General features: G+C 67.4%; 20 protein-coding genes. 8 read left to right on the forward strand and 12 right to left on the reverse strand.

Annotation, left to right across the window (positions count from 1 at the left end; translation table 11 throughout):
* Positions 1 to 110 precede the first annotated feature (110 nt).
* Positions 111 to 3,398 carry a ribonuclease E gene (gene rne / locus QFZ41_RS16345; protein ID WP_429199704.1) on the reverse strand — a complete coding sequence of 1,096 codons (3,288 nt, stop codon included), beginning with the start codon at positions 3,396 to 3,398 and terminating at the stop codon, positions 111 to 113.
* 350 nt (positions 3,399 to 3,748) lie between these two features.
* Between rne and QFZ41_RS16350 the strand changes: the two genes are divergently transcribed.
* Positions 3,749 to 4,696: an RluA family pseudouridine synthase gene (locus QFZ41_RS16350; protein ID WP_429199705.1), complete on the forward strand. Its 948-nt coding sequence runs from the start codon at positions 3,749 to 3,751 to the stop codon at positions 4,694 to 4,696.
* Positions 4,697 to 4,903: 207 nt separating this feature from the next.
* Here QFZ41_RS16350 and QFZ41_RS16355 read toward each other — a convergent pair whose 3' ends face one another.
* Both QFZ41_RS16355 and QFZ41_RS16360 read right to left on the reverse strand, forming a co-directional pair.
* Positions 4,904 to 6,094 (reverse strand): CPBP family glutamic-type intramembrane protease, encoded by a 1,191-nt coding sequence (locus QFZ41_RS16355; RefSeq protein ID WP_429199706.1) that lies wholly within the window; start codon positions 6,092 to 6,094, stop codon positions 4,904 to 4,906.
* A 338-nt stretch (positions 6,095 to 6,432) separates the two neighbouring features.
* Positions 6,433 to 6,774, reverse strand: coding sequence for a 4a-hydroxytetrahydrobiopterin dehydratase (locus QFZ41_RS16360; RefSeq protein WP_429199707.1), 342 nt, complete (start codon positions 6,772 to 6,774; stop codon positions 6,433 to 6,435).
* A gap of 116 nt (positions 6,775 to 6,890) precedes the next feature.
* On the opposite strand from QFZ41_RS16360, the gene QFZ41_RS16365 reads away from it, so the two are divergent.
* On the forward strand, positions 6,891 to 7,484 hold the full coding sequence (locus QFZ41_RS16365; RefSeq protein WP_429199708.1) for an NfuA family Fe-S biogenesis protein: 594 nt from the start codon (positions 6,891 to 6,893) through the stop codon (positions 7,482 to 7,484).
* Positions 7,485 to 7,497: 13 nt separating this feature from the next.
* Here QFZ41_RS16365 and QFZ41_RS16370 read toward each other — a convergent pair whose 3' ends face one another.
* The 6 genes from QFZ41_RS16370 to QFZ41_RS16395 form a co-directional block, all read right to left on the reverse strand.
* Positions 7,498 to 7,848 (reverse strand): c-type cytochrome, encoded by a 351-nt coding sequence (locus tag QFZ41_RS16370; protein ID WP_371023219.1) that lies wholly within the window; start codon positions 7,846 to 7,848, stop codon positions 7,498 to 7,500.
* A gap of 17 nt (positions 7,849 to 7,865) precedes the next feature.
* A complete protein-coding gene (locus QFZ41_RS16375; protein WP_306850501.1) occupies positions 7,866 to 8,186 on the reverse strand; it encodes a c-type cytochrome in 321 nt (106 codons plus the stop codon).
* A gap of 99 nt (positions 8,187 to 8,285) precedes the next feature.
* The gene (locus QFZ41_RS16380; RefSeq protein WP_429199709.1) at positions 8,286 to 9,521 is read right to left on the reverse strand and encodes a TraB/GumN family protein; all 1,236 of its coding nucleotides are present in this window, start codon (positions 9,519 to 9,521) and stop codon (positions 8,286 to 8,288) included.
* Positions 9,522 to 9,546: 25 nt separating this feature from the next.
* Entirely contained in the window at positions 9,547 to 10,437 is an 891-nt protein-coding gene (locus QFZ41_RS16385) for a carbon-nitrogen hydrolase (RefSeq protein WP_429199710.1), read from the reverse strand.
* Between the two features lie 44 nt (positions 10,438 to 10,481).
* The gene (locus QFZ41_RS16390) at positions 10,482 to 11,519 is read right to left on the reverse strand and encodes an agmatine deiminase family protein (RefSeq protein ID WP_429199711.1); all 1,038 of its coding nucleotides are present in this window, start codon (positions 11,517 to 11,519) and stop codon (positions 10,482 to 10,484) included.
* 395 nt (positions 11,520 to 11,914) lie between these two features.
* Entirely contained in the window at positions 11,915 to 12,256 is a 342-nt protein-coding gene (locus tag QFZ41_RS16395; RefSeq protein WP_429199712.1) for a hypothetical protein, read from the reverse strand.
* Between the two features lie 176 nt (positions 12,257 to 12,432).
* On the opposite strand from QFZ41_RS16395, the gene QFZ41_RS16400 reads away from it, so the two are divergent.
* The 6 genes from QFZ41_RS16400 to QFZ41_RS16425 all read left to right on the forward strand — a co-directional run bounded on the left by QFZ41_RS16400 (position 12,433) and on the right by QFZ41_RS16425 (position 20,021).
* Positions 12,433 to 14,322: an ATP-binding cassette domain-containing protein gene (locus tag QFZ41_RS16400; protein ID WP_429200278.1), complete on the forward strand. Its 1,890-nt coding sequence runs from the start codon at positions 12,433 to 12,435 to the stop codon at positions 14,320 to 14,322.
* Position 14,323: 1 nt separating this feature from the next.
* Complete coding sequence (locus tag QFZ41_RS16405) at positions 14,324 to 15,283, forward strand: phosphoglycerate mutase (RefSeq protein WP_429199713.1); 960 nt, start codon at positions 14,324 to 14,326, stop codon at positions 15,281 to 15,283.
* Positions 15,280 to 16,992 carry a single-stranded-DNA-specific exonuclease RecJ gene (gene recJ / locus QFZ41_RS16410; protein ID WP_429199714.1) on the forward strand — a complete coding sequence of 571 codons (1,713 nt, stop codon included), beginning with the start codon at positions 15,280 to 15,282 and terminating at the stop codon, positions 16,990 to 16,992. The genes QFZ41_RS16405 and recJ overlap by 4 nt, the downstream gene beginning before the upstream one ends.
* Positions 16,989 to 17,966 (forward strand): multidrug resistance efflux transporter family protein, encoded by a 978-nt coding sequence (locus QFZ41_RS16415; RefSeq protein ID WP_429199715.1) that lies wholly within the window; start codon positions 16,989 to 16,991, stop codon positions 17,964 to 17,966. The genes recJ and QFZ41_RS16415 overlap by 4 nt, the downstream gene beginning before the upstream one ends.
* A 54-nt stretch (positions 17,967 to 18,020) precedes the next feature.
* The gene (locus QFZ41_RS16420; protein WP_429199716.1) at positions 18,021 to 18,476 is read left to right on the forward strand and encodes a hypothetical protein; all 456 of its coding nucleotides are present in this window, start codon (positions 18,021 to 18,023) and stop codon (positions 18,474 to 18,476) included.
* 285 nt (positions 18,477 to 18,761) lie between these two features.
* On the forward strand, positions 18,762 to 20,021 hold the full coding sequence (locus QFZ41_RS16425) for an MFS transporter (RefSeq protein ID WP_429199717.1): 1,260 nt from the start codon (positions 18,762 to 18,764) through the stop codon (positions 20,019 to 20,021).
* Here QFZ41_RS16425 and QFZ41_RS16430 read toward each other — a convergent pair.
* From QFZ41_RS16430 to QFZ41_RS16440, 3 genes are read right to left on the reverse strand one after another with little or no spacing between them, the layout of a single operon-like run.
* The gene (locus tag QFZ41_RS16430; RefSeq protein ID WP_429199718.1) at positions 19,996 to 20,886 is read right to left on the reverse strand and encodes a LysR family transcriptional regulator; all 891 of its coding nucleotides are present in this window, start codon (positions 20,884 to 20,886) and stop codon (positions 19,996 to 19,998) included. The two genes, QFZ41_RS16425 and QFZ41_RS16430, sit on opposite strands and share 26 nt — an antisense overlap.
* A gap of 4 nt (positions 20,887 to 20,890) precedes the next feature.
* The gene (locus QFZ41_RS16435; RefSeq protein ID WP_426285065.1) at positions 20,891 to 21,757 is read right to left on the reverse strand and encodes an acyl-CoA thioesterase; all 867 of its coding nucleotides are present in this window, start codon (positions 21,755 to 21,757) and stop codon (positions 20,891 to 20,893) included.
* Between the two features lie 47 nt (positions 21,758 to 21,804).
* Entirely contained in the window at positions 21,805 to 22,359 is a 555-nt protein-coding gene (locus QFZ41_RS16440; protein ID WP_429199719.1) for an N-acetylmuramoyl-L-alanine amidase, read from the reverse strand.
* Between the last annotated feature and the right edge of the window lie 3 nt (positions 22,360 to 22,362).

The following is a 22,362-nucleotide window of genomic DNA, read 5'->3' on the forward strand; positions in this document are numbered from 1 at the left end:
ATCCTATCGGCGATGGGTGCTTGCCGTAACCTGGCCGCCCGCGGGGTCGCCGACAGGGTCGGCTCCCACCATCGCGATGCGGGAAGGCGCTTGCCTTCCCGCTAGTCGTTTCACGATCCGCCGTGCGAGCTGTCGTCCTGCGGTTCCTGGCGTGGCCGGGTCAGCAGGTCACCCTGGGCTGGCGGCGTCCAGGCCGGCGCGGACACCGGTGCGGGGGGCGTATGCGACACCGGCGACACGTTCGACGCCTCGGCCGACTTCGGCGTGGGTGTCACGGGAGGGGCCGGCGGCGGCGCGCTCCTTTCGGCCTTCGGCGGGGCTTCCTCGTCCCTGGATGCTTCCTCGGCTTGGTGCGTTACCGGAGCGCTCCCGGACTCTTCCGCGGGGGCGTCTTCGCTGACGACCGGCTCGGAACGAGACGGTGCGGCAGCCATGTCGGCCGGTTTCGCTTCGGGAAGGATGCCGCGTGCGGGCGCGTCGAGCACGGATGCCGTCCGGGTGGGGACGGCCGCTTCAACGGCCGGTTCGGGGACCTGCGCAGGTGCGGCAGCGATGGGCGCGGCGGCCGGCACCGGAGCCGAGCCCGTCACCGGCGCCGTCTTGAGCGGGGCATCGGATTCGGTCTGGCGGCGCTCCGTGGTACGGGTCTGCGCCGAGTCGGCCGGGCTGGCCGCTTCCGCGGAGGCATGCGTCGTCGTGGCAGGTGCCGGTGCGTGGCCTGGGATGGGCGGTAGCTTCGGCAGGGACGGCAGGGTCAACGCGGAGGGCACATTGTCTTCGTCGGCCAGTTCACCGGCCAGTTCGACTTCGGCCGGGCGCGAGCCCGTATGTACCGGTGCTTCCACCGCGAAGGCGTTTTCGGCGGCCTCAGCCGTATCGAGCATCGGCGGAATACTGGCGCTCGAACGGGCGGTGCCGGCACGCGGAGCCTCGGTGCGCGCGTTCTCGGTCGAGGACTCGTCGTCACCGTCCTCGTCGTCCATGTCCTCGGCGTTGGCGCCACCTTCGATGGCACCGGCCTGGCTGCCGTCTTCCTGACGACGACGGCGGCGGCCACCGCGGCGACCGCGACGGCGGCGCTGGCCACCCTCGGTTTCCTTCGTGCCTTCGCCCGGCGGCGTGTTGGCGTCAGTGGCGATGGTGGCTTCGACGTCCGTCGCCGGTGCATCGGCCGTGCCCTGGATCAGCGCGTCGTCGTCCTTCACCGCCGGTGCGGCGGACTTTTCCGCCGGCACGCGCGGCGACGGTGACGCCGCTGCCTGGGCTGCTCCAACGGCAGCTGCCGCCGTTACTGCCTTGTCGGCGGCCTCGCCCTGGGGCTTGCGCTCGCCCCGCGGCGGCTGCTGGCGGCGGTTGTTTTCGCCGCCCTGCGTGGCTTGTTCCTGACGGCCCTGACGACCCTGCTGGGGGTCCTTCTGGCGGGCCTGCTTCTCTTCACCCTGGCGCGATTCACCACGGTTTTGCTGTGGCTTGCCGGCCTTTGGCTGCTGTGCCTTGGCCTGCGGATTGCCGTCCCTGCGCTGACCCTGCGCCTGGCGCGGTTCACCCCTGCCGCCGCGTCCTTCGGTACCGCGACGATCGTCGCGGCGCGGGCCACGCTCGTTGCGGCTACCCTGACGCGATTCTTCGCGACGGGCCGGAGCCGGGGCGGGGGCAGGCGCCGCCGCCGTGCCGCCACCGAAGAGGCTGCCGAAGAGGCGGGAGAAGAAGCCCCCCGTCGGTGCAGCGGGAGCGGCGGGAGCGCGGCTGGACGGTGCTGGCGCGGCGACGGCCACATCGGCGTCTTCGTCGCGCAGCGGAGCGGGAGTGCTGGGAACCACGCCGGTCACCAGCGGCTGTTCGCCGCTGCCGAGGGCCTGGCCCATCTTGGGCAACGCGGCTGCTTCGATCGGGGTCGTCCGTTCGTAGCTGGGCTTGCTGTGCTCGCCCATGTCCGCCTCGCGGATACGGGTGATCTCGAGGTGCGGGGTTTCCAGCTTCTCGTCGGCGACGACGACCACGTGGACGTTATGGCGCAGTTCGATCTCGACGATGCTGGCGCGCTTCTCGTTGAGCATGAAGTTGGCGACCGTGGACGGCGCCTGCACCAGGACCTGCCCGGTGTTTTCCTTCATCGCGTGCTCTTCGATCAGGCGCAGGGTCGACAGCGCCAGCGATTCCACGCTGCGGATGTGGCCGTGGCCCTCGCAGCGCGGACAGACGATCTGGGTGGCTTCGCCAAGGCTCGGACGCAGGCGCTGGCGGGACATCTCCAGCAGGCCGAAGCGCGAGATGCGGCCGATCTGGACGCGCGCACGGTCGGCCTTCAGGGCCTCCTTGAGGCGCTCTTCGACCTCGCGCTGATGGCGCGGGCTGTCCATGTCGATGAAGTCGATGACGATCAGGCCGCCGGCGTCGCGGATGCGCAGCTGGCGGGCGATTTCCGTGGCAGCCTCGAGATTGGTGTTGAACGCCGTCTCTTCGATGTCGCTGCCCTTGGTCGCCTTCGACGAATTGATGTCGATGGCGGTGAGGGCTTCGGTCTGGTCGATGACGATGGATCCACCCGAGGGAAGGCGGACGTTACGCTCGAAGATGCTCTCGATCTGGGTTTCGATCTGGTACCGCGAGAAGAGCGGGGTGGGATCCTGGTAGAGCTTGAGCTTGCGCAGGTTGTTGGGCATCACCTGCTGGACGAAATCGCGGGCGTCGTTGAACAGCGATTCCTCGTCGATGAGGATCTCACCGATGTCGTTGCGCAGGTAGTCGCGCAGGGCGCGGATGAACAGCTTCGATTCCTGGTAGATCAGGAAGGGAGCCTTCTGGGAGTTGGCGGCGGCCGAGATCGACTTCCACAGCTGCAGCAGGTAGTCCAGGTCCCACTGGAGTTCCTCGGCGTCGCGCCCCATGCCGGCGGTGCGCACGATGAGGCCCATGTCGTCGGGCACCGAAAGGTGCTCCATGGCTTCCTTGAGGGCCTGCCTGTCTTCACCCTCGATGCGGCGCGAAACGCCGCCGGCACGGGGGTTGTTCGGCATCAGCACCATGTAGCGGCCGGCGAGGCTGATGAAGGTGGTGAGGGCGGCGCCCTTGTTGCCGCGCTCCTCTTTCTCGACCTGGACGATGATCTCCTGGCCTTCCTTGAGAAGCTCGCGGATGGTCGATTTGCCTTCCGCGTTCGGATTGAAATACTCGCGGGCGATTTCCTTCAGGGGAAGGAACCCGTGGCGTTCGGCGCCATAGTCGACGAAGCAGGCTTCGAGGGAGGGTTCGACGCGGGTGATGCGGCCTTTGTAGATGTTGGCCTTTTTTTGCTCCCGGGACGGGATCTCGATGTCCAGGTCGTACAGGTTCTGACCATCGACGATGGCCACACGCAACTCTTCGCGCTGAGTCGCGTTGATCAACATACGCTTCATTGTGGGTTCCTCGGCCTTGCCGCGCGGCCGCGCGCCGCGGTGGCGCCCATGTGGCGGCCTGCCGGGGATCGCGCCGCAGCGGTGAGGCTTCAAGCGGCATGGGATCCGGGACCGATACCTGGACCCGGCGTGATTCGTGAATAAGCGCCTTGCAACCGGTCCGCGTCCCTACGGATTAGCCGGACAACCGCAACCTGAACCGCTACGATGTAGGGTGTCCTCGCCCTCCGACCCCTCGGACGGATTGGCGCGACACTCGCCTTACGCAGCGGTACTGGCACCCCGCGAGAGATGAGTCTTCAGCGGAGCCTGGCGCTGGCCGAGTATCCTATCAATTTCGAGTTTTATCAATGCAGACGGTAACTTCCCTCGACGGCGGCCAAGGTGTGCGCCAGGTCGAAATCGGTCCCGAGAGGGATGGCCAGCGCGTGGACAACGCCCTGATGACCCTGCTCAAGGGGGTGCCGCGCAGCCTGGTCTACCGTCTTCTGAGAACCGGACAGGTGCGCATCAACGGCAAGCGCGCCAAGCCCGATACCCGCCTCACCCTCGGCGACATGCTGCGGATTCCGCCGGTTCGCGTGGCCGAACGCGACGAAAGCGTCGCCCCGTCGGGCATGGTCCGGGCGGTCGCCGATTCGGTCATCTTCGAGGACAAACATTTCCTGGTGATCGACAAGCCCGTGGGCATCGCCGCCCATGGCGGTAGCGGTGTGAGCCACGGCGCCATCGAATTGTTGCGGGCCGCCAGGCCGAGCGAGCACCTGGAACTCGTCCACCGGCTGGACCGCGACACCAGCGGCGTGCTGGTGCTGGCGCGCTCCCGCCCGGGCCTGACCGGCCTGCAGGCGCTCATCCGCGACAACGAGGTGACCAAACAGTACCTCTGTCTCATGACCGGCACGCCGCGCAAGGCGAAATTCGATGTCAACGCTCCGCTGCTCAAGTCGGTGATGCACGGCGGTGAGCGCCTGGTCCGCGTGGACGACGCCGGCAAGCCCTCGCTCACGTTTTTCCAGGAACTGGAGCAGTACCCGGGCGCCCGCCTTATGCAGGCCACGCTGGGTACGGGCCGTACGCACCAGATCCGCGTGCATGCCCAGTACGCCGGCCATCCGCTGGCCGGCGACCCGAAATACGGGGACGAAGAGGCGAACAAGCGCTTCCGCGCCAAGGGGCTCAAGCGGATGTTCCTGCACGCGGCCCGGATGAGTTTCGACCTCGGCGGCAGGAACTACGATTTTTCCGCCCCGTTACCCGACGATCTCAAGGCATTCCTCGACAATCTGCGCGGTTGACGCCCGACCGGCGGGAGACGACCTCGATCTGGTGGGAGCCGACCTTGTCGGCGATGGGTGCTTGCCTAAAGCTGGCCCGCTGCCGCGGGATCGCCGACAAGGTCGGCTCCCACCAGATAGGGTTTTCCATCGAGGCTGGTTCCCACCGGGCCCGGTTTCCATCAAGGATGGCTCACCTTGCCCTGACCACCGGGGCAGCCGACCAGTTCAGCCGAGGAATCTCGCGCTGACTTCCAGTGACCTGAGCAGGCCGCCAGCCAGGCCGGCCTGCAGGAGGACCGCGCTGAGCGCGTGGGCGACGGCCACGGGCAGCAGGGCGCGGCGGTGGAAGTACCACCAGGCCCAGCCGAATTCCGCCACGAAGCACAGCTGCATCAGGAGGCCGTTGGGCGTGTGCAGCAGGGCGAAGGCGAGGGCGGTGAGCGACACGGCCAGTGGCCGGGGCAGCGCCCGTGCCAGCAAGGCCCCGACGACGGCCAGCATCAGCCATTGCTGGAACAGGGCCCAGCCGACATATATAGCGACACGCCCCAAGGGCGGCCAGGACGGCGCATGACCGAAAAACACGATGACGCAGAGGGCCGCGGGTATCGCCAGCAGCGGCCACCCGGCGCCGCGCCATGAGCCGAGCCATTGCCAGCCGGGAACGGCGCGAGTGGCATGGAGAAAGAATGCATAGGCCGCTCCTGCCACGAACATCACGACGCCCGGCGGGTCCGGCCGCTCGGAAAGCCCCAGTCCCGCGATGAACCAGAGAGGACCGGTGAGCACGAGCGCGGCGTCGATCAGGTCGCGCAGGCGGGCGGCAGGGCGTAAACCGCTCTCCGTGCGGATGATGGGCGCCGACGCCGTCCCGGCAGAAGACTCTGCTATGGATGAACCGGTGGCTAGGACGGGCCTGCGCTGATGCCGCCGCAGTGCCGATGCCACGAAGGCGCTGAGCGAGAGCACGTAGACGATGGGCGGCCACCAAGGCAGCCACGCGTGCGCTGGCCCGTCCGTTGTCCCCGGAGACCTGGCCGCCGTCCCCGAACCGAAGGTGGCCAGCGGATCGGCCGCGCGAGCATGGTCGCGCCATGCGAGCAATCCTTCCGCTGAAAGCCGGGAAGGAAGGGCGCCGACCGGCGGCTGGATCGGCCCGCTTCCGGCTACCAACGACGCCTCGTGCAGCGTGAACGTGGCCGTGGCGGGCAGCTTCGCCTCGATGCGCAGCATGGCAGCGCGGGCCGGCGGCGTGACGCGCCGTCCCGCCGGATCGGTCCAGTCCAGACGGTCCAGGCGAAGGACAGGCGGCAGCGGGCCCGCGGCGAATGTGCCGAGCGAGGCGCGCCGCAATGGACCGGCCAGCGTTTCCCGAGCCACCCATGCGTAACTGCCGGAGGCCGACGCCTCTGGCACGCAGCCGCATGCGATCCAGCCGCCTCACATCGACGGGCCTGTCGAGCGGCAGGCCGATCTCCATGCCGGAACCGCCCGTCGCGCGGAACGCAAGGCCATCTTCGACGACCGTCAGGGCCCCGGCACCGAAAGCACGGCCAGCGACCACGTCGTCCCGTTCGCGAAAGCGCCACGACCAGGGTGATTCGCCCGCGGCGAACGACGCCCGATCGGCCGCGCTCTCGTTTTCGATCGCGGCCCGCACCACCGTTGCCCCGAATCGCGGCAACGCGAGGAGCGCGGCAAGCGCAAGGATCGCGCTCGCGACGACCACCCACGGGGTGTTCCGCGGGTTCATCTCAGTGATCCAGCAGGGCCTCGACCCGGGCGGCGCAGATGAAGTCGTTCAGGGAGAGGCCGCCGACATCGTGGGTGGACCACAATATCTGGCAATGGCCGTAGCCCGCCTCGAGATCAGGATGATGGTCTTCCTGATTGGCCATGAAGCCCACCGCGTTGATGAAGCCGAGGGTGTGATGGAAGTCGGGGAAACGGAAGTTCTTGACGATGGCCTTGCCGTCGGCGGTGACCTTCCAGCCGGGCAGGCTTGCCAGGTGGCCATCGATGGCGGCGCGGTCGAGCGCGTGCTCCGCGCCCTTGCGCGGCTGGCAGTGCTGGGTGGCGAGCGGGGAGAGGGTCATGGTGTGTCCATCCATCCTGAGAAAGCGCGAAGCGTCCGCGCTGACGGTTGAATTGTCAAAAGACGGCGCCCAACTGGAAAGCGTACTAAAATGGTGCTGATTACCCCGGAGCCATCATGATCGACATTTCCGAACGCGCGCAGGCACATTTCCAGCGCCTGCTGGCCCAGCAAGGCGACGACGGCCTCGGCATCCGCCTGCGCGTGGTCGCGGCGGGCACGCCTTCCGCCCAATGCGAACTGGAATTTTGCGCCGCCTCGGAACTCACCGGCGACGAATGGACGGTCGAGTGCGAGGGCTTCAACCTGTATGTCGACGGCGAGAGCATGCGCTGGCTCGATCCCGCCAACATCGACTACGAGACCACCCCCACGGGCAGTCAGCTCAACATTCGCGCACCGCGGATCAAGGGCGAGGCGCCGGGCGAGGGTGCCGGGCTCGTCGAGCGCGTGCAGTTCGTCCTCGAGTCGGAGATCGCGCCGCAGATCGCCTCGCACGGAGGCCGTATCTCGCTGGTGGAAGTGACGGCCGAGGGCGTGGTCGTACTGCGCTTCGGCGGCGGCTGCCACGGTTGCGGCATGGTCGACGTGACGCTGAAGAACGGGGTGGAGAAGACCCTTCGCGAGCGCATTCCGGAGATCACGGAAGTGCGCGATGCCACCGACCACGAAACGGGCGAAAAACCCTACTTCGCCCGCGCGGCCGGATAAGGCGCCAGGGCGGTCATTCGCCCTGGATGTGGTGCTCGAGGCCCTGCAGCTTCGTCGGCATCGTGGCGAAGTACGCCGAGACATCGTCGATGTCCTGGTCGGACAGCGTCGCGGCGAAGCCCTTCATGATGGCGTTGTCGCGGCGGCCGTCCTTGTACTCGTGCAGGGCCTGCGCGAGGTAATCGGCGTACTGGCCGGCAAGGCGCGGGTACTGCGGATCGACGGCGTTGCCGTCCTGGCCGTGGCAGGCCACGCAGGTGGCGATCTTGGTCTTGCCGCGCGCCGGGTCACCGGCGGCGAAGGTCTGGGTGGCGGCAAGCGCGAGAAGCGCGCCGATGGCAATCAGGGAAAACCCACGGATCATCGTTCGTCCTCGGCGGCTTACTTGGCGAGACTGGAAAGGTAGGCGGCGATATCCGCGATTTCCTGGTCGGACATGCTTTGCGCCTGGGCGCCCATCGTCGGGTGCTTGCGCTCGCCGCTCTTGTAGGCCTTCAGGGCGTTGACGATGTATTGCTCGTTCTGGCCGGCGATGTGCGGCACGTGGTATTCGGGGTACGCGTTGGCGTAGCCCGGCACGCCGTGGCAGCCATTGCAGGTGTAGACGAGTGTGCGACCCTTGGCCTTGTCCCCTTCGGCATGCGCTGCGGATGCGGCGCACAGAGCTACGGCGATCAGTCCAACCAGATGCAGACGCTTCATTAAGTGTTCCCTGGGTGCCGGGCGGGGCCGGGGGTTGAATAGCCGTCGAAGTATAGAGGCGTGTCGCGACGGCGGACAACTCGGGCCGGGAAAACGCCGTCAGAACAGGCTGCGGATGATGTGGATCCCCGCGATGTACTCGCCGGCGATGGTGCCGATGCTCACCAGGAAGAAGTTGAGCAGGGTGCGCGCCACGCGGTTCTTCCACCAGCCGGTCCAGTGGGTGATGTCGTCGCGCAGGCGTTCGAAATCCAGCACGCGCGGCTTGCGCACCCAGGCTTCGGCCATGGCGCTGATCGCGCCGGAGGGAATGCCGGGACGGAAGGGCTTCAGCGGCGCGGCGACGAAGGCGGCGACGATGGACAGCGGATGGGCGCCGGCGATCAACGCGCCCAGCGCCGAGAGGCCGCCGGTGAGCAGGATCCAGTTCTTCAGCGCGTCGACGCCCAGGCTCGGGCTGCGATAGAAGGCGTAGCCGATCGCGGCGAAAATTCCCAGGACCAGCGCGACGGCAAGAACTTTCGGCCACTTCGACGCCGGCGGCGTGACCGCGAGATCGTCGGCGAGCGCACGTGCGTCGCCATGCTGTTCCGCCAGCTGGACGCTCATGCCCTTCAGATGCCCGGCACCGATGACGACGAGCACTTTGCGACTGGGGGCCGATGGATCCATGGCCGCGCCGTTTTCCCGAAGCCTCGCCGCCATGAACTCATCGCGCTCTGCAATGAGGGCGTGGTAGAGCGGTGCGGAGCCGCTGGCGAACTCGCTGAACGCGCTTTCCAGCAGGTCCGCCTGCTTCAGCTTCTCGATGTCGGCCTCGGCGATCTCCTCGCGCTCGAACACGCTGCCGAGCATGCCGGCCATCAAGCCGAAGCGCTGGAAGAAACCGACGCTGCGCCATGCCCGCTTGAGCGTCGTGCCCACCTCGCGGTCGACCAGCCACACCGGAATGCCACGCGCGTCGGCGCCGTCCATCGCGGCCTTCATCTCCGCGCCGGGCTCGATGCCGTACTGCGCGGCGAGGCGCTTCTGGAACGAGCCGAGTACCAGGCTGGCCGCGACCATGCCGGCCTTGCCCTGGCGGATGACCTGGAAGAGGTCCATCTGCTTGAACGCTTCCGGATCGCGGATGCCGTGCGCGCGGCTCGGGCACAACTCCACCGCCACGGCGTCGAAGTGCTCGGTTTCCAGCAGGGCGTCCACTGCCTGCACGCTGGCGCGCGACACGTGCGCCGTGCCGAGGATGACGTACTCGACGCCGTCGCGCGTCATGCGCTCGATGGGTTGGCCTTCCAGGGCGGTGGGCAGGATGACGTCGTTCTCGGCTGGAATCATTCGGTCGGTGGTCCTTGGGGTGGGGTCAGTCGCGGAAGCGCTTGGTGAGATCGCCGTAGGCGTCGATGCGGCGGTCACGCAGGAACGGCCAGATGCGGCGCACGTGTTCACTGCGTTCCATGTCGACCTCGCAGACCAGCAACTCGCGCCCGTCGGTACCGGCCTGGGCGAGGAACTCACCCTGCGGACCGGCGACGAAGCTCGAGCCCCAGAACTGGATGCCGCTGCCCACGTTCGACGGATCGGCCTCGTAGCCCGTGCGGTTGCACGAGAGCAGCGGAAGACCATTGGCGACCGCATGGCCACGCTGCACGGTGATCCAGGCTTCGCGCTGGCGGGCCTTCTCCTCGTCGGAGTCGTTCGGATCCCAACCGATCGCGGTGGGATAGAAGAGCAGGTCGGCGCCGGCCAGCGCCATCAGGCGCGCGGCTTCGGGGTACCACTGGTCCCAGCACACGAGCACGCCGAGCTTGCCGACCGAGGTCTGGATCGGATCGAAACCGAGATCGCCCGGCGTGAAGTAGAACTTCTCGTAGAACGCCGGATCGTCGGGAATGTGCATCTTGCGGTACTTGCCGGCGATTGCGCGCGAGCGGTCGAAGACCACGGCCGTATTGTGGTACAGGCCGGTGGCGCGCTTCTCGAAGATCGAGGCGACGACCACGAGCTTCAGTTCCTCGGCGAGCTTGCCGATGCGATCGGTGCCCGGACCGGGAATGGTCTCGGCGAGATCGAATACCTCGACGCTCTCGCGCTGACAGAAGTACGGCCCATTGTGCAGTTCCTGCAACAGCACCAGTTCCGCGCCGGCCTTCGCCGCGTCACGCAGTCCCGCCTCGATGGCGTCGAGGTTGGCGTCGCGGCTGCCACGGTCGGTTTCCTGGAGGAGGGCGACCTTGAGGGTCTTGCGGGTCATGGACGTCTTTCCTCGCGCGGCACCCGCCGCGCATGCATGGTGGATTATCGGAGGATGTCCGCTGGCAACTGCATGGTGATGCAATGCAGGCTGCCGTTCTGCCAGATCAGCGAACGGCACGGCACCTGGACGACTTCGCGGCCCGGATGCGCCGACCCGATGATCCGCGCCGCCTCGTCGTCCGCCTCGTCGCCGTACGCGGGCACCAGCACGGCGCCGTTGACGATCAGGTAGTTCGCATAGGACGCCGCGAGGCGGCGGCTTTCGTCGACGATGGGGCGTGCCCACGGCAGGGGATGCAAGGGATACGACTTGCCCTCCGCCGTGCGCAGCTCGGCGAGCTCCGAGGCCATCTGCCCCAGTTCCTCGAAATGCGGATCGTTTTCGTCGTCGCACGCCTGGTACACGATGCCGCCGTCCTCGGAGAAGCGCGCCAAAGTATCGATATGGGCGTCGGTGTCGTCGCCTTCAAGATAGCCGTGTTCCAGCCACAGCACGCGGTCGGCGTACAGCGTGGTGGCGAGGGTATCGGTCATCGTCTCGCGCGAGAGGCCGGGGTGGCGCTGGTGCAGGCACTTCCAGGTGGTGAGGATGGTGCCGTGGCCATCGCTCTCGATACCGCCGCCTTCCAGCGCCCAGTCGATGCGCTTGTGTGGCAAGCCGGCGAGGATGCTGCGCTGGAGCAGCCCGGCGATCAGCGCATCGTCCCGCTCCGCGCCGAACTTGCCGCCCCAGCCGGTGAAGCGGTAATCGTTGAGCAGCACGCCCTTCGGGCCGGTCAGCGTGATGGGGCCCGAATCGCGCAGCCAGGTATCGTCGTAGGGCAGTTCGACGAAGTGCACGCGCGACATGTCGGCGCCAGCCGCTTCGATCGCCAGCCGCGCGCGCTCACGAAGCTCCGCGTCGGCGACCACGATGTGCAGCGGCTCGAAGCGGGTCACCGCGACGGCCAGCGCCACGTACGTGGCCTCCACTCCGGCCAGGCGGTCGGCCCAGTCGGTTCCGGCGTGCGGCCAGGCGATGAGCACGCCAGCCTGCGGCTCCCATTCGGCGGGCAGGCGGTAGGAAGATCGGTCGGTCATGGCGTAGGCAGGGCAGCGAGGGAAGCCGGCAATTGTAAGGCTTCCCGGTTACCGCTGCCGTAATGGCCATCGCCGCTGAAGCGGCTTCTCCACACAGGGCCTGCTGTTTCCACAGGGCCTGCTGTTTACCAGGCGCCCTGTGATGCTGACCTGCCTGGTGGGAGCCGACCTTGTCGGCGATGGGTGCTTGCCTTGACCTGGCCCGCTGCCGCGGGATCGCCGACAGGGTCGGCTCCCACCAGGCTGTCGCGGCCTTGGCGGGAAGGCGCCTGACCTGGGCAGGAAGCCGCCCCGACTTGGGCAGGAAGCCGCTCTGACCTGGCAGGGAGCCGCTCCTGGGCAGGGAGCCGCTCTGGCTTGGTGGGAAGCCGCTTAAGCGGCGATCCGGCGCCCGGTTACTTCGGATTCGCCGGATTGAGGTTGTTGCCGGCGGGCGTGTTCAACACCGCGTGGATCACATGGCTGCGCTCGAAATAGACGATGTACCCCGGGTACATCCAGCGATTGATCACCGGCTGCTTGCGGCTGCCGCCGCCACGGGAGTCGAGCTTGGCGGTGGGCTGGCCGTAGCGGCGTTCCACCTCCGCCATGCTCATGCCTTTCTTCGGCAGGTTCATCGCCTGCTCCTGCTGCACGCGCTGCATGAGCAGGGTGTCGCCGGCATGGACGGACGGGGCCACGGAGGCCGACACGAGCGCCAGCGCGATCGCGGTGAAAACAGGCTTGAAGGTGTTCATGATGGCTCCGTCGCGCTCCCCATGCGGCGCAGGACGCCGTTGTAACAGATCGCTTCCGGGTGCGCCATGGGCGGCGCGTGGCGGGTTTCGCGCCTGTGTGCTGTGTCGCGTTTCGGCGACGCGACGGGAGCGGGACGGCTATCATGCGCAGTCGCCTATCGCCTGCATGCCTATCCATGATCTCGTTCCGCAATCTCGCCCTGCGCCGCGGCAGCCGCACCCTGCTGTCGCAGATGGACCTCACGATCCAGACCGGCTGGAGCCTCGGCGTCATCGGTCGCAACGGCTGTGGCAAGTCCACCCTCTTCGCCGCCCTGAAGGGCGAGCTGGAGCCGGAAGTGGGCGACCTGGACATGCCTTCGAAGGTGCGTCTCGCCTCCGTGGCGCAGGAAACGCCCGCCTTGCCGGACCCGGCGATCGAGTACGTGCTGGGCGGCGACGTGGAAGTGGCCGCCGCGCTCAAGGCCGAGGCGGACGCCTTCGCCGCCGAGGACCACGAGGCCGTGGCCGCCGCCCACATGCGCATCGAGGAAGTGAACGGCTACGACGCGCGTGCCCGCGCCGGCCGGCTCATGCACGGCCTGGGCTTCGCCCCCGAAACCCACGAGCGGCCGGTGTCCTCGTTCTCGGGTGGCTGGCGCGTGCGACTCAACCTTGCGCGGGCCTTGATGGCGCCGTCCGACTTGCTCCTGCTCGACGAACCCACCAACCACCTCGACCTCGACGCCGTGCTCTGGCTGGAGGAATGGCTGCGCCGCTATCCGGGCACGCTGCTGATCATCTCGCACGACCGTGAATTCCTCGACGGCGTGATCTCGCACACGATGCACCTGCACGACGGCACGGCCAAGCTCTACACGGGCAACTACAGCGCGTTCGAACGCCAGCGCGCCGAACACCTGCGCCAGCAGCAGATCGCGCACGAGCGCGAGAAGGCCGAGCGTGCCCACCTTCAATCCTTCATCGACCGCTTCAAGGCCAAGGCCAGCAAGGCCAAGCAGGCGCAGTCGCGCATGAAGCGCCTGGAGAAGATGGCCGGTACCGAAGCGGTTCGCGCGGAACGCTCGTTCAGTTTTTCGTTCCCGACACCGGACCGCCTGCCGACCTCCATGCTGCAACTGGACCATGTCGACGCGGGCTACGGCGAACACGTCGTCCTGCACGACATCGCCTTCGGACTGGAGTCGGGCGACCGTATCGGCCTGCTGGGCCCGAACGGCGCCGGTAAATCGACGATGGTGAAGTCGCTGGTCGGCGAACTCGCGCCGCTGGTCGGCGAGCGCGGCATGCACAAGGACACGAAGATCGGCTACTTCGCCCAGCACACGGTCGAGAGCTTGCGTGAAGGTGCGAGCCCCTTCGATCATCTGCAGGAAAAGGCACCCAACGTGGGTGCGCAGGTGCTTCGCGATTACCTGGGCACCTGGAACTTCCCGGCGGACCGTGCCTTCGAACCGGTTGACGCGTTCTCCGGTGGCGAGCGCGCCCGCCTGGCGCTCGCGCTGATCGCGTGGGACAAGCCGAACCTCCTGCTGCTCGACGAGCCTACCAACCACCTCGACCTCGACATGCGCGAAGCGCTTGCCGACGCACTCGCTGCATTCGACGGCGCCCTGGTGCTCGTCTCGCATGATCGCCACCTGCTGGGCATGGTCTGCGACGAGTTCTGGCGCGTGGCCGACGGCAAGGTGGAGCCCTTCGACGGCGACCTCGACGACTATGCGAAGTGGTTGCGCAGCCGCGCCACCACGCGCAAGACCGCGGCCGTGGCGTCCGCGCCGGCCGATGCGCCCGTGCAGGAATCGGCGAAGGAGAAGCGCAAGCTGAGCGCGGAAGAACGCGAGAAGGAAAAGCCGTTGCGCGCGCGCGTGAAAAAGATCGAATCGTTGATCGAAAGCATGGACAAGGAGTTGGGCATGATCGAAGGCAAGCTCGCCGATCCCGCCGTGTATGGCGGCCCGACGGCCGAACTGATGAAACTCGGCCAGCGACAGGCCGAACTGCGTGGCGACAAGGAAGCACTCGAGGCGGAATGGCTCGGGCTTCTCGAGCAGATCGAGGCCTGACATGAGCGCCGTCCTCCATGTGCTGCTACCGGGGCGGGACAAACTCGCCGGTGCCTCGGCATTCGCCGGCTGGCTGGCGCGCGGAACGACGTTACCCGCCGCGGTGCCCGGCTACCTCGTCGCGCTTTCGGAACACTTCCGCTGGCCGCACGGGACGCTGCCGGCCGCGGCGCTGATCCGCCAGTCGGTGGCCGGCGACGCGAGCGATGCGCTGTGGTTGTCCGCCGATCCCGCATGGGTGCAGCCGGAACTCAACGGCGCCCGTCTGCTCGCCTGCGGCAACCTCGGCTTGAGCGTCGAGGATTCGAAGAGCCTGGTCGAAGCGCTCGCCGAAACCTTCGAGGCAGAGGGGATGAGCCTGCTGGTCGGCGATGCGCAGCACTGGCAACTGCGCCTGCCGAACTACGTCGAGGTGCCGTCCTTTCCCGAGCCGGAGGAGGCCCTTGGCGCCGATCTCTTCGAGCAATTGCCGAAAGGCGAGGAAGGCCGCCGCTGGCGCGCCCTGATCAACGAAGCGCAGGTGGTCCTGCACAACCATCCGGTCAACCGGACACGCACGGCGCAGGGGCTGCCACCGGTGAACAGCGTGTGGCTGTGGGGTCCTGGCGCGCTTCCCGAATGGGTCGAATGCGGCTTGTCGCGCATCTACAGCGACGACCTGCTCGCCTGGGCCCTGGCCCACCGTGCGAACGTGGACGTCCAGTCGCGCACGACGTTCGCCGCCCCTGTGGGAGCCGCTTCAGCGGGTGCTCGCGACAACCCGGCCATCGCCGCTGAAGCGGCTCCCGCTTACAGCCTGCTCGACTTGCAGGACATCCAGCCGTCCGCTTTCGAGCGGGACTGGTGGTCAGCGATCGAAGCGCACCTCACCGCGGGCACCGAGATTCGCCTCGCCTTCGCCGATGGCGTGCGCACGGTGCTGCGCAAGCGCCATCGCCTCCGCTTCTGGCGTAAGGCATGACGGCGAAGGCATGGCGTCAGCGCGCCGTGGCCGCCGCACCGAGCGGTTGGCCGGCGCATGTCCATCCGGTGATCCAGCGCATCTACGCCGCGCGGGGTGTCTGCACGCCGCACGACGCCGAACATCGTCTGGCGCGCATGCTGCCGCCTGACCTGCTCGGCGGCATGGACGTCGCCGTGGCCTTGCTCATGCGCGCCATCGCCGACGACAAGCGCATCGTCATCGCGGGGGATTACGACTGCGATGGCGCCACGGGCACCGCGGTGGCCGAGCGCGGTCTGCGCATGCTGGGAGCGCGCCACGTGAGCCACGTGGTGCCGAATCGCTTCGTGCACGGCTACGGCCTGAGCGAAGCGCTGGTGGCGTCGCTCGATCCGACACCCGACATCATCGTCACCGTCGACAATGGCGTGGCCAGCGTCGCCGGCGTTGCCGCCGCGCGCGCACGTGGCATCGCGGTGGTGATCACCGATCACCACCTGCCTGGTGAGACGTTGCCCGACGCCAGTGCGATGGTGAATCCCAACCTCGCTGGTGACGGTTTTCCGAGCAAGGCGCTCGCCGGCGTCGGCGTCATGTTCTATCTGCTGCTGGGCATTCGCGCGGCGATGCGCGATGCCGGCCATTTCCCCCATGGCGAACCGGACCTGGGTGCGTTGCTCGACCTGGTCGCGCTCGGTACGGTGGCGGATCTCGTGCCGCTGGATTTCAACAACCGCGTTCTGGTCGATGCCGGCCTGAAACGCATGCGTGCCGGCAAGGCGTGTGCGGGTCTCACGGCTCTCATCGAAGCCAGTGGACGCTCGCTGGCCACCGTGGGCGCGACCGATCTCGCCTTCGCGATCGGCCCGCGACTCAATGCCGCCGGACGCCTCGAAGACATGTCGCTCGGTGTCGCCTGCCTGCTTACCGACGATCCCGGCATCGCGAGGCGCCACGCCGAACAACTTTCGGCGATCAACCAGGAACGCCGCGAAATGCAGGCGGGCATGGTCGAGGAGGCCGAGACGATGGTCGCGCGGGCGGCGCACGTGGATGCTGTAGGTGTCGCCTTGTTCGATCCCGGCTGGCATGCGGGCATCGTCGGCCTCGTGGCGTCCAAGCTGAAGGAGAAGCTGCACCGCCCGGTGCTCGCATTCGCCCCGGCGGGTGACGAAACGGATGAACTGCGGGGTTCCGCCCGCTCGATTCCCGGCTTTCATATTCGCGATGCCCTGGCCGAGATCGATGCGAAACATCCTGGATTGATCCTGCGATTCGGTGGACACGCGATGGCGGCGGGACTCAGCTTGCGGGCCGTCGACTTCGATCGCTTCGCCGCGGCCTTCGATACGACGGCACGCGCGCACCTCGATGACGAGCGGCTTCAGGCGCTCGTCCACACCGATGGTGAACTCGATTATCGTGACCATACCCTCGATCTCGCCAGGCAATTGCGCCATGCGGGGCCGTGGGGGCAGGGCTTCCCGCCGCCGGTCTTCGAGGCACGCGTCGAATGCGCGTCGTGGAAACCGATGGGAAGTCGCCACTTGCGTCTGCAATTGCGTCACGAACAAGGCGGCGCTCCGCTCGACGCGGTGATGTTCAACTGCTACGACGGCACGCCACCGCCGTCGCGCATGCGCGTGGCCTATGAATTGTCGGTCAACGACTGGCAGGGCCGCGAAAGCCTGCGTCTCTTGCTGACGCATATGGAAGCCCTCGGATGATGCGCTCCAACGCACTCACCGCCGTCGCCATCGCGCTGCTCTCCGCGCTGTTCTTCACGCTCACCTACGTTCTCAACCGCGCCGTCGTCAGTGGCGGTGGGCATTGGCAGTGGGCGGTCATCCTGCGCTACATGCTCACGTTGCCCTTGCTGGCCATCGTGCTGCCGTTCCAGGGTGGGTTGGGCAGCCTGCCACGCGAATTGCGTTCGCATACGCGGACATGGCTCGGCTGGAGCACGGTCGGGTTCGTGCTGTTCGGCGTGCCGCTGACCTGGGCGGCGAGCAGCGGGCCCTCGTGGCTGGTGGCGGGCAGTTTCCAGATGACCGTCCTCGCGGGGCCGCTGATGGCTCCTTTCATTTATCGGGACGAGCGTGCGCGCTGGCACGTGGGTGCGCTGGCGATCGGCATCTTGATCGTCGTGGGGGTGATGCTGCTGCAGTTCGGCCACGCGCACGGAGCACTCGACGCGTCCGCGTGGCTGGCGGTCGGCGCGGTGGTCTTCGCGGCGTTCGCCTATCCACTCGGCAACCGGAAGATCCTGCTTCACCTGGAGCGCAGCGGGTCGAAGATCGGCGCCGTGCAGCGCGTCTTCGGCATGACGCTGGCAAGCTGGCCGCTGTGGATCGTGTTGTTCGTGGTCGCCTGGATGACCGTGGGACCGCCGACCCAGCGCGAGGTCCTGTTGGCGGGCGGCGTCGCGCTCTCGTCCGGTGTGATCGCCACGGTGTTGTTCTTCCACGCGACGGAAAGGGTGGGGCGGCAACCGACGGCCCTGGCCGCCGTCGAGGCGATGCAGGCCGCCGAACTGTTGTTCGCCACGGCGATCGGCGCGGCGTTCCTCGACGAGGCGGTCCCGGGTGCCCTGGCAGCGATGGGCGCCATCGCCATCGTCGTCGGTATCGCCCTGTTCGCGTGGGTGAGCGGGAAAGAGGCTTCGCCCGCCGGCGGCCGGGACACCGCGCGGGGCGCTTGACGCCGGGGCGACGGATACGGCGTACGCTGGGCCGGTCCTCACGGAGACCTGGCCATGAAAACCGTCGTTCTCGCCTTGCTGCTCGGGCTGCCCACGATCGCCGCCGCCACGCCTCCGCCCGGCACCCACGGCCAACCCGCGCCCGCTCCCGAGCCGATGAAGCGCTTCGTCTGGCGTGACGAGGCCGCCGGATACACGTTCGTCGCACCCCCGCGCTGGGCAGGGAAGGTGCGAGCCGTGCCGTTGGAATCGGTCGAGCTGGCGAAGTCCGGCGCGACCAGCGGCGTTCGTTTCGTCGACGGATCGAAAACCTTGCTGGTCCTGCTCGCCACCGAGGAGAGCCGGATGCAGGCGCTGACGGCCACGGGAGTTTCCGAACTGTCGCGGCGAGGCGAGCACGTGGTGGCGGTCAAGATGGCCGAGGACGGGGGTGAACTGGCGCTCACGAACGAGGAACTCGCCTCGGCCGTGCAGTGGGATGGCGGGGCGAGCGGCACCGTCTCCCGCTGACCCACGATCTCTGCTCCTGTGGCACCCACTGCTATGGGAGCCGCTCTTGTGGGAGCCGACTTGTCGGCGATGGGTGCTTGCCTCAAGCCCCCGGTGGGAGCCGACCCTGTCGGCGATGGGTGCTTGCCGTAACCTGGCTCGCTGCCGCGGGATCGCCGACAGGGTCGGCTCCCACCAGTTGAGGGTTTCCGATAGGGTGGCACTCGGTCCATTCATACTTGAAACATATCGAAGCGGAGCTTTCGCCATATCGATTCGACTCAATTCAGGGACTAGCCTTTCCCCATGGCTCTTTCCCTGGAGGTTCCCGTGGACGGTTCGTCGTCCGCCGCGCCGGCGGTGCTCGTGGATCGGCGCATTCGTCATGGCACACCGGCGTTCCGGCGTACCAATCTCGCCTTGTTCTCGTCGGGCTTCGCGACGTTCGGGCTGCTCTATTGCGTGCAACCTCTCATGCCCGCGTTCTCGGGCGCGTTCCACGTGGACGCGGCGGCGAGCAGCCTGTCGCTCTCACTCACCACCGGTGTCATGGCGGTGGCGATGTTGTTTGCCGGTGCGCTCTCGGACGCGTGGGGGCGCAAACCCGTCATGCTGGCGTCGCTGTTGGGCTCGTCGGTACTCGTGCTGTTGACCGCCATGGCACCGGACTGGACATCGCTGCTGGTGTTGCGCGCCATGCTGGGTCTCACGCTGGCAGGGCTCCCCGCCGTGGCGATGACCTACCTGAGCGAAGAAGTCCACGGCGACTCGATCGGCTATGCGATGGGCCTCTATATCGGCGGCAACGCCATCGGTGGCATGAGTGGGCGCATCCTCTCCGGCTTCGCGGCGGATCATGCATCGTGGCGCGTAGCGGTCGGCATGATCGGCGCCTTGGGCCTGATCGCGGCGTTTCTCGTAGCGCGTGGCCTGCCACCGTCGCTGCACTTCCAGAAGCGCCGCGCCCACCCGCGTGTGCTCGCGGACGCGTTCGTCTCGTTGTGGCGTGACAAGGGCTTGCCCTGGCTGTTCGCGGAAGGATTCCTGCTGATGGGTGCCTTCGTCACCATCTACAACTACGTGGGCTATCGCTTGCTCGCGCCACCGTTCTCGCTCTCGCAGTCCCATGTGGGTGCGATCTTCATGGTCTATCTGGTCGGCGTCGTCGGCTCGGCATGGATTGGATCGGTCGCCGGAAGGCTCGGTCGGCGTCGCGTACTCTGGACCACCTTGGTGATGATGTTGGCGGGCGTGGCGTTGACGGCGAGCGCATCGCTCTGGGCCATCGTGGCCGGTATCGCCGTGATGACCTTCGGCTTCTTCGGCGGCCATTCCATCGCGAGTAGCTGGGTCGGCAACCGCGCACCCTCCGCCAAGGCGCACGCCTCGTCGTTCTACCTGTTCTCGTATTACATGGGTTCCAGCATCGCCGGGTCGCTGGGTGGCATCGCGTGGACCCGTGGCGGTTGGAACGGCGTCGCGGGTTATGTCGCGGTACTCGTCCTGCTTGGCCTCGGCATCGCGTTGAAGCTGCGCAGGCTCACGCCTTTAGCATCAGCTTCATAAAGGTTTTCAGCAGCGGCGACGCATCGTCGCGGCGATGCGCCAGGTGCAGGGCGCTCGCCGCGTCGGGCGAGTCGATGGTGACGTAGGCCACGCCATCCACTTGCACGTGGCGCATCGATTGCGGCAACACGGCCACGCCCATGCCGGCGGCGACCAGGCCGATCATGGTCGACGATTCGCCGGCTTCCTGCGAGATGCGCGGCGAGAAACCCGCGTTGCGGCACATCGTCAACAGCTGGTCGTGGATGCCGGTGCCCGCCGCGCGAGTGAACACGATGAAGGTCTCGTCGGAAAGTTCTTCCATGCGCAGCTTCGCGCGCTTGCGCCGTGCCAGCGGATGGTCGGCACGAATCACGGCGACGAGCGGATCGTCCACCACCTTGCGTGACACGAGCGGCGCGGGAAGCACGGCGCCGCGAATCAGTCCCAGTTGCTGGCGATCGTCGAGCAGGCATTCGATCTGCTGAAGCGTGTTGCGTTCCTGCAGTACCAGCCGTACCGACGGATAGGTGTCGCGGAATGCCCGGATCGCCCGCGGGAAACGCTCGATCAATGGCGTGCTGCGTGTGAAGCCGACATGCAATTCGCCGATCTCGCCGCGTTCGGCGCGGCGTGCCATGTCACCGGCATCGTCCACGCGCGCGATGATGTCTTTCGCGGCGTCGAGATATGTCCGTCCCGCATCGGTGAGTTCGACACGCCGGTTGGTCCGCCGCAGCAGGCGCACGCCGACCGTGCTTTCCAGGTCGCGGATCTGCTGGCTGAGGGGCGGCTGGGAGATGCCCAGCCGCTCGGCGGCGCGGCTGAAATGGAGCTCGTCGGCAACGGCGATGAAATAACGCAGGTGCCGTAGCTCGATGTTCACGCGATCAATCCGGCCGGACGCGGATCAGGCCTTCCTGTGCCGTGGATGCCACGAGGATGCCATCGCGGGTGTAGATCATGCCGCGCGCGAGGCCACGCGCACCCTGCGAGGTCGGACTGTCGAAGGAGTACAGCAGCCACTCGTCGATACGGAATGGGCGATGGAACCATAGGGCGTGGTCCAGGCTCGCCATCTGCATGTTGCGGGTGAGGTAGGAAATGCCGTGCGGCAGGGTCGCCGTGCCGATCAGGTGGAAGTCCGATGCGTAGGCGAGCAGGGCCTGGTGCAACGACAAGGTGTTGTCGATCGGCGCGGTGAGACGGAACCAGATGTGCTGGTAAGGCGGCCGCTTGGCCGGGCGCAGTTCGTCGCGCGGCCAGACATGGCGGAACTCGAAGGGACCATCGATACCCAGCCAGCGCTGCGTTTTCTCCGGCAGGCGGCCCAACTGTTCGAGCGACATGGCCGGCATCGGCTCGACGTCCTCCGGCGCGGGGACTTCCGGCATCGACATCTGGTGTTCGTAGCCTTCCTCCGGCTCCTGGAACGAGATGGAACCATTGAGGATCGGCTGGCCGTGCTGGATGGCGACGACGCGGCGCGAAGAGAACGAGCCGCCGTCGCGGGTACGTTCCACGCTGTAGACGATCGGTGCGTTGATGTCGCCGGCGCGCAGGAAATAGGCGTGCAGGGAGTGCGCCTCGCGTTTCGGGTCCACCGTGCGTTGCGCGGCCGACAGCGCCTGGCCGAGCACCTGCCCGCCGAAGACGAAGCGGGTGCCGATGTCGCGACTCTGTCCACGGAAGAGGTTGTCTTCCAGGCGTTCGAGTTCGATCAGCTCGACGAGTTCGCCGACATGGTTGTCCGACATGGGGATCCTGATAAGCGGTGGCGCGATGGGCGGCCAGTATAACGGGGCTAGCCGGCCAGCCTTCCCAATCGTCCCGCGTCGTACGCCCTGGCCCAGGGGAATTGCGGGCCCGGGTCTCGCTTGCGTGGCACCTCGTTCTCGGGGTCGTCGCTGGCGGGTACCAGGGCCGTGTCCAGGTCCTCGTGGCCGGCGATGTGGCGCAGCGAGGGGAAGCGCTCCACGAGCTGGTCGAGCAGGGCGCGCAAGGCGGCTATCTGGCGCTCAGGGTAGGGCTCGGTCATGGTCTGCCGCGCGGAGTGGAACCAGTCCGGGTAGCGGCCGGTGTTCACCAGTTCGATGCCGATCGAGCGCGGGTTGTAGCCACGGGTGTGGTGGGCCACGCGCAACGGGTCCACGTAGCACAGCACCGAGCCGTCGCGGTCGATGTAGTAGTGGCCGCTGTTGCCGGCGCCGGAGTCGTAGAGCACGCGCTCGCCGTACTCACGGGCCATGGCGAGGTCGGGCAGTTCCGTGCAGTGGATCACCACGAGGTCGATGGACGCCGGCTCCCGCTGGGGGAGGACGGACTCGTAGGGCAAGGGGGCATGAAGGATGTCGATCATGCC

It is taken from the genome of Luteibacter sp. W1I16 (genome assembly GCF_050434905.1).
Taxonomy (GTDB): domain Bacteria; phylum Pseudomonadota; class Gammaproteobacteria; order Xanthomonadales; family Rhodanobacteraceae; genus Luteibacter.

Bases quoted from the DNA above. Each gene is read 5' to 3' on its own strand.
- QFZ41_RS16360 (WP_429199707.1), bottom strand. From the start codon at position 6,774: ATGACCCTCTCCCCGCTCGCCACCCAGCACTGCCAGCCGCGCAAGGGC.
- QFZ41_RS16385 (WP_429199710.1), bottom strand. From the start codon at position 10,437: ATGACCCGCAAGACCCTCAAGGTCGCCCTCCTCCAGGAAACCGACCGT.
- QFZ41_RS16440 (WP_429199719.1), bottom strand. From the start codon at position 22,359: ATGATCGACATCCTTCATGCCCCCTTGCCCTACGAGTCCGTCCTCCCC.
- QFZ41_RS16375 (WP_306850501.1), bottom strand. From the start codon at position 8,186: ATGAAGCGTCTGCATCTGGTTGGACTGATCGCCGTAGCTCTGTGCGCC.
- QFZ41_RS16365 (WP_429199708.1), top strand. From the start codon at position 6,891: ATGATCGACATTTCCGAACGCGCGCAGGCACATTTCCAGCGCCTGCTG.
- QFZ41_RS16370 (WP_371023219.1), bottom strand. From the start codon at position 7,848: ATGATCCGTGGGTTTTCCCTGATTGCCATCGGCGCGCTTCTCGCGCTT.
- QFZ41_RS16405 (WP_429199713.1), top strand. From the start codon at position 14,324: ATGAGCGCCGTCCTCCATGTGCTGCTACCGGGGCGGGACAAACTCGCC.
- QFZ41_RS16425 (WP_429199717.1), top strand. From the start codon at position 18,762: ATGGCTCTTTCCCTGGAGGTTCCCGTGGACGGTTCGTCGTCCGCCGCG.
- QFZ41_RS16400 (WP_429200278.1), top strand. From the start codon at position 12,433: ATGATCTCGTTCCGCAATCTCGCCCTGCGCCGCGGCAGCCGCACCCTG.
- rne (WP_429199704.1), bottom strand. From the start codon at position 3,398: ATGAAGCGTATGTTGATCAACGCGACTCAGCGCGAAGAGTTGCGTGTG.
- QFZ41_RS16395 (WP_429199712.1), bottom strand. From the start codon at position 12,256: ATGAACACCTTCAAGCCTGTTTTCACCGCGATCGCGCTGGCGCTCGTG.
- QFZ41_RS16435 (WP_426285065.1), bottom strand. From the start codon at position 21,757: ATGTCGGACAACCATGTCGGCGAACTCGTCGAGCTGATCGAACTCGAA.
- QFZ41_RS16380 (WP_429199709.1), bottom strand. From the start codon at position 9,521: ATGATTCCAGCCGAGAACGACGTCATCCTGCCCACCGCCCTGGAAGGC.
- QFZ41_RS16420 (WP_429199716.1), top strand. From the start codon at position 18,021: ATGAAAACCGTCGTTCTCGCCTTGCTGCTCGGGCTGCCCACGATCGCC.
- QFZ41_RS16390 (WP_429199711.1), bottom strand. From the start codon at position 11,519: ATGACCGACCGATCTTCCTACCGCCTGCCCGCCGAATGGGAGCCGCAG.
- recJ (WP_429199714.1), top strand. From the start codon at position 15,280: ATGACGGCGAAGGCATGGCGTCAGCGCGCCGTGGCCGCCGCACCGAGC.
- QFZ41_RS16350 (WP_429199705.1), top strand. From the start codon at position 3,749: ATGCAGACGGTAACTTCCCTCGACGGCGGCCAAGGTGTGCGCCAGGTC.
- QFZ41_RS16415 (WP_429199715.1), top strand. From the start codon at position 16,989: ATGATGCGCTCCAACGCACTCACCGCCGTCGCCATCGCGCTGCTCTCC.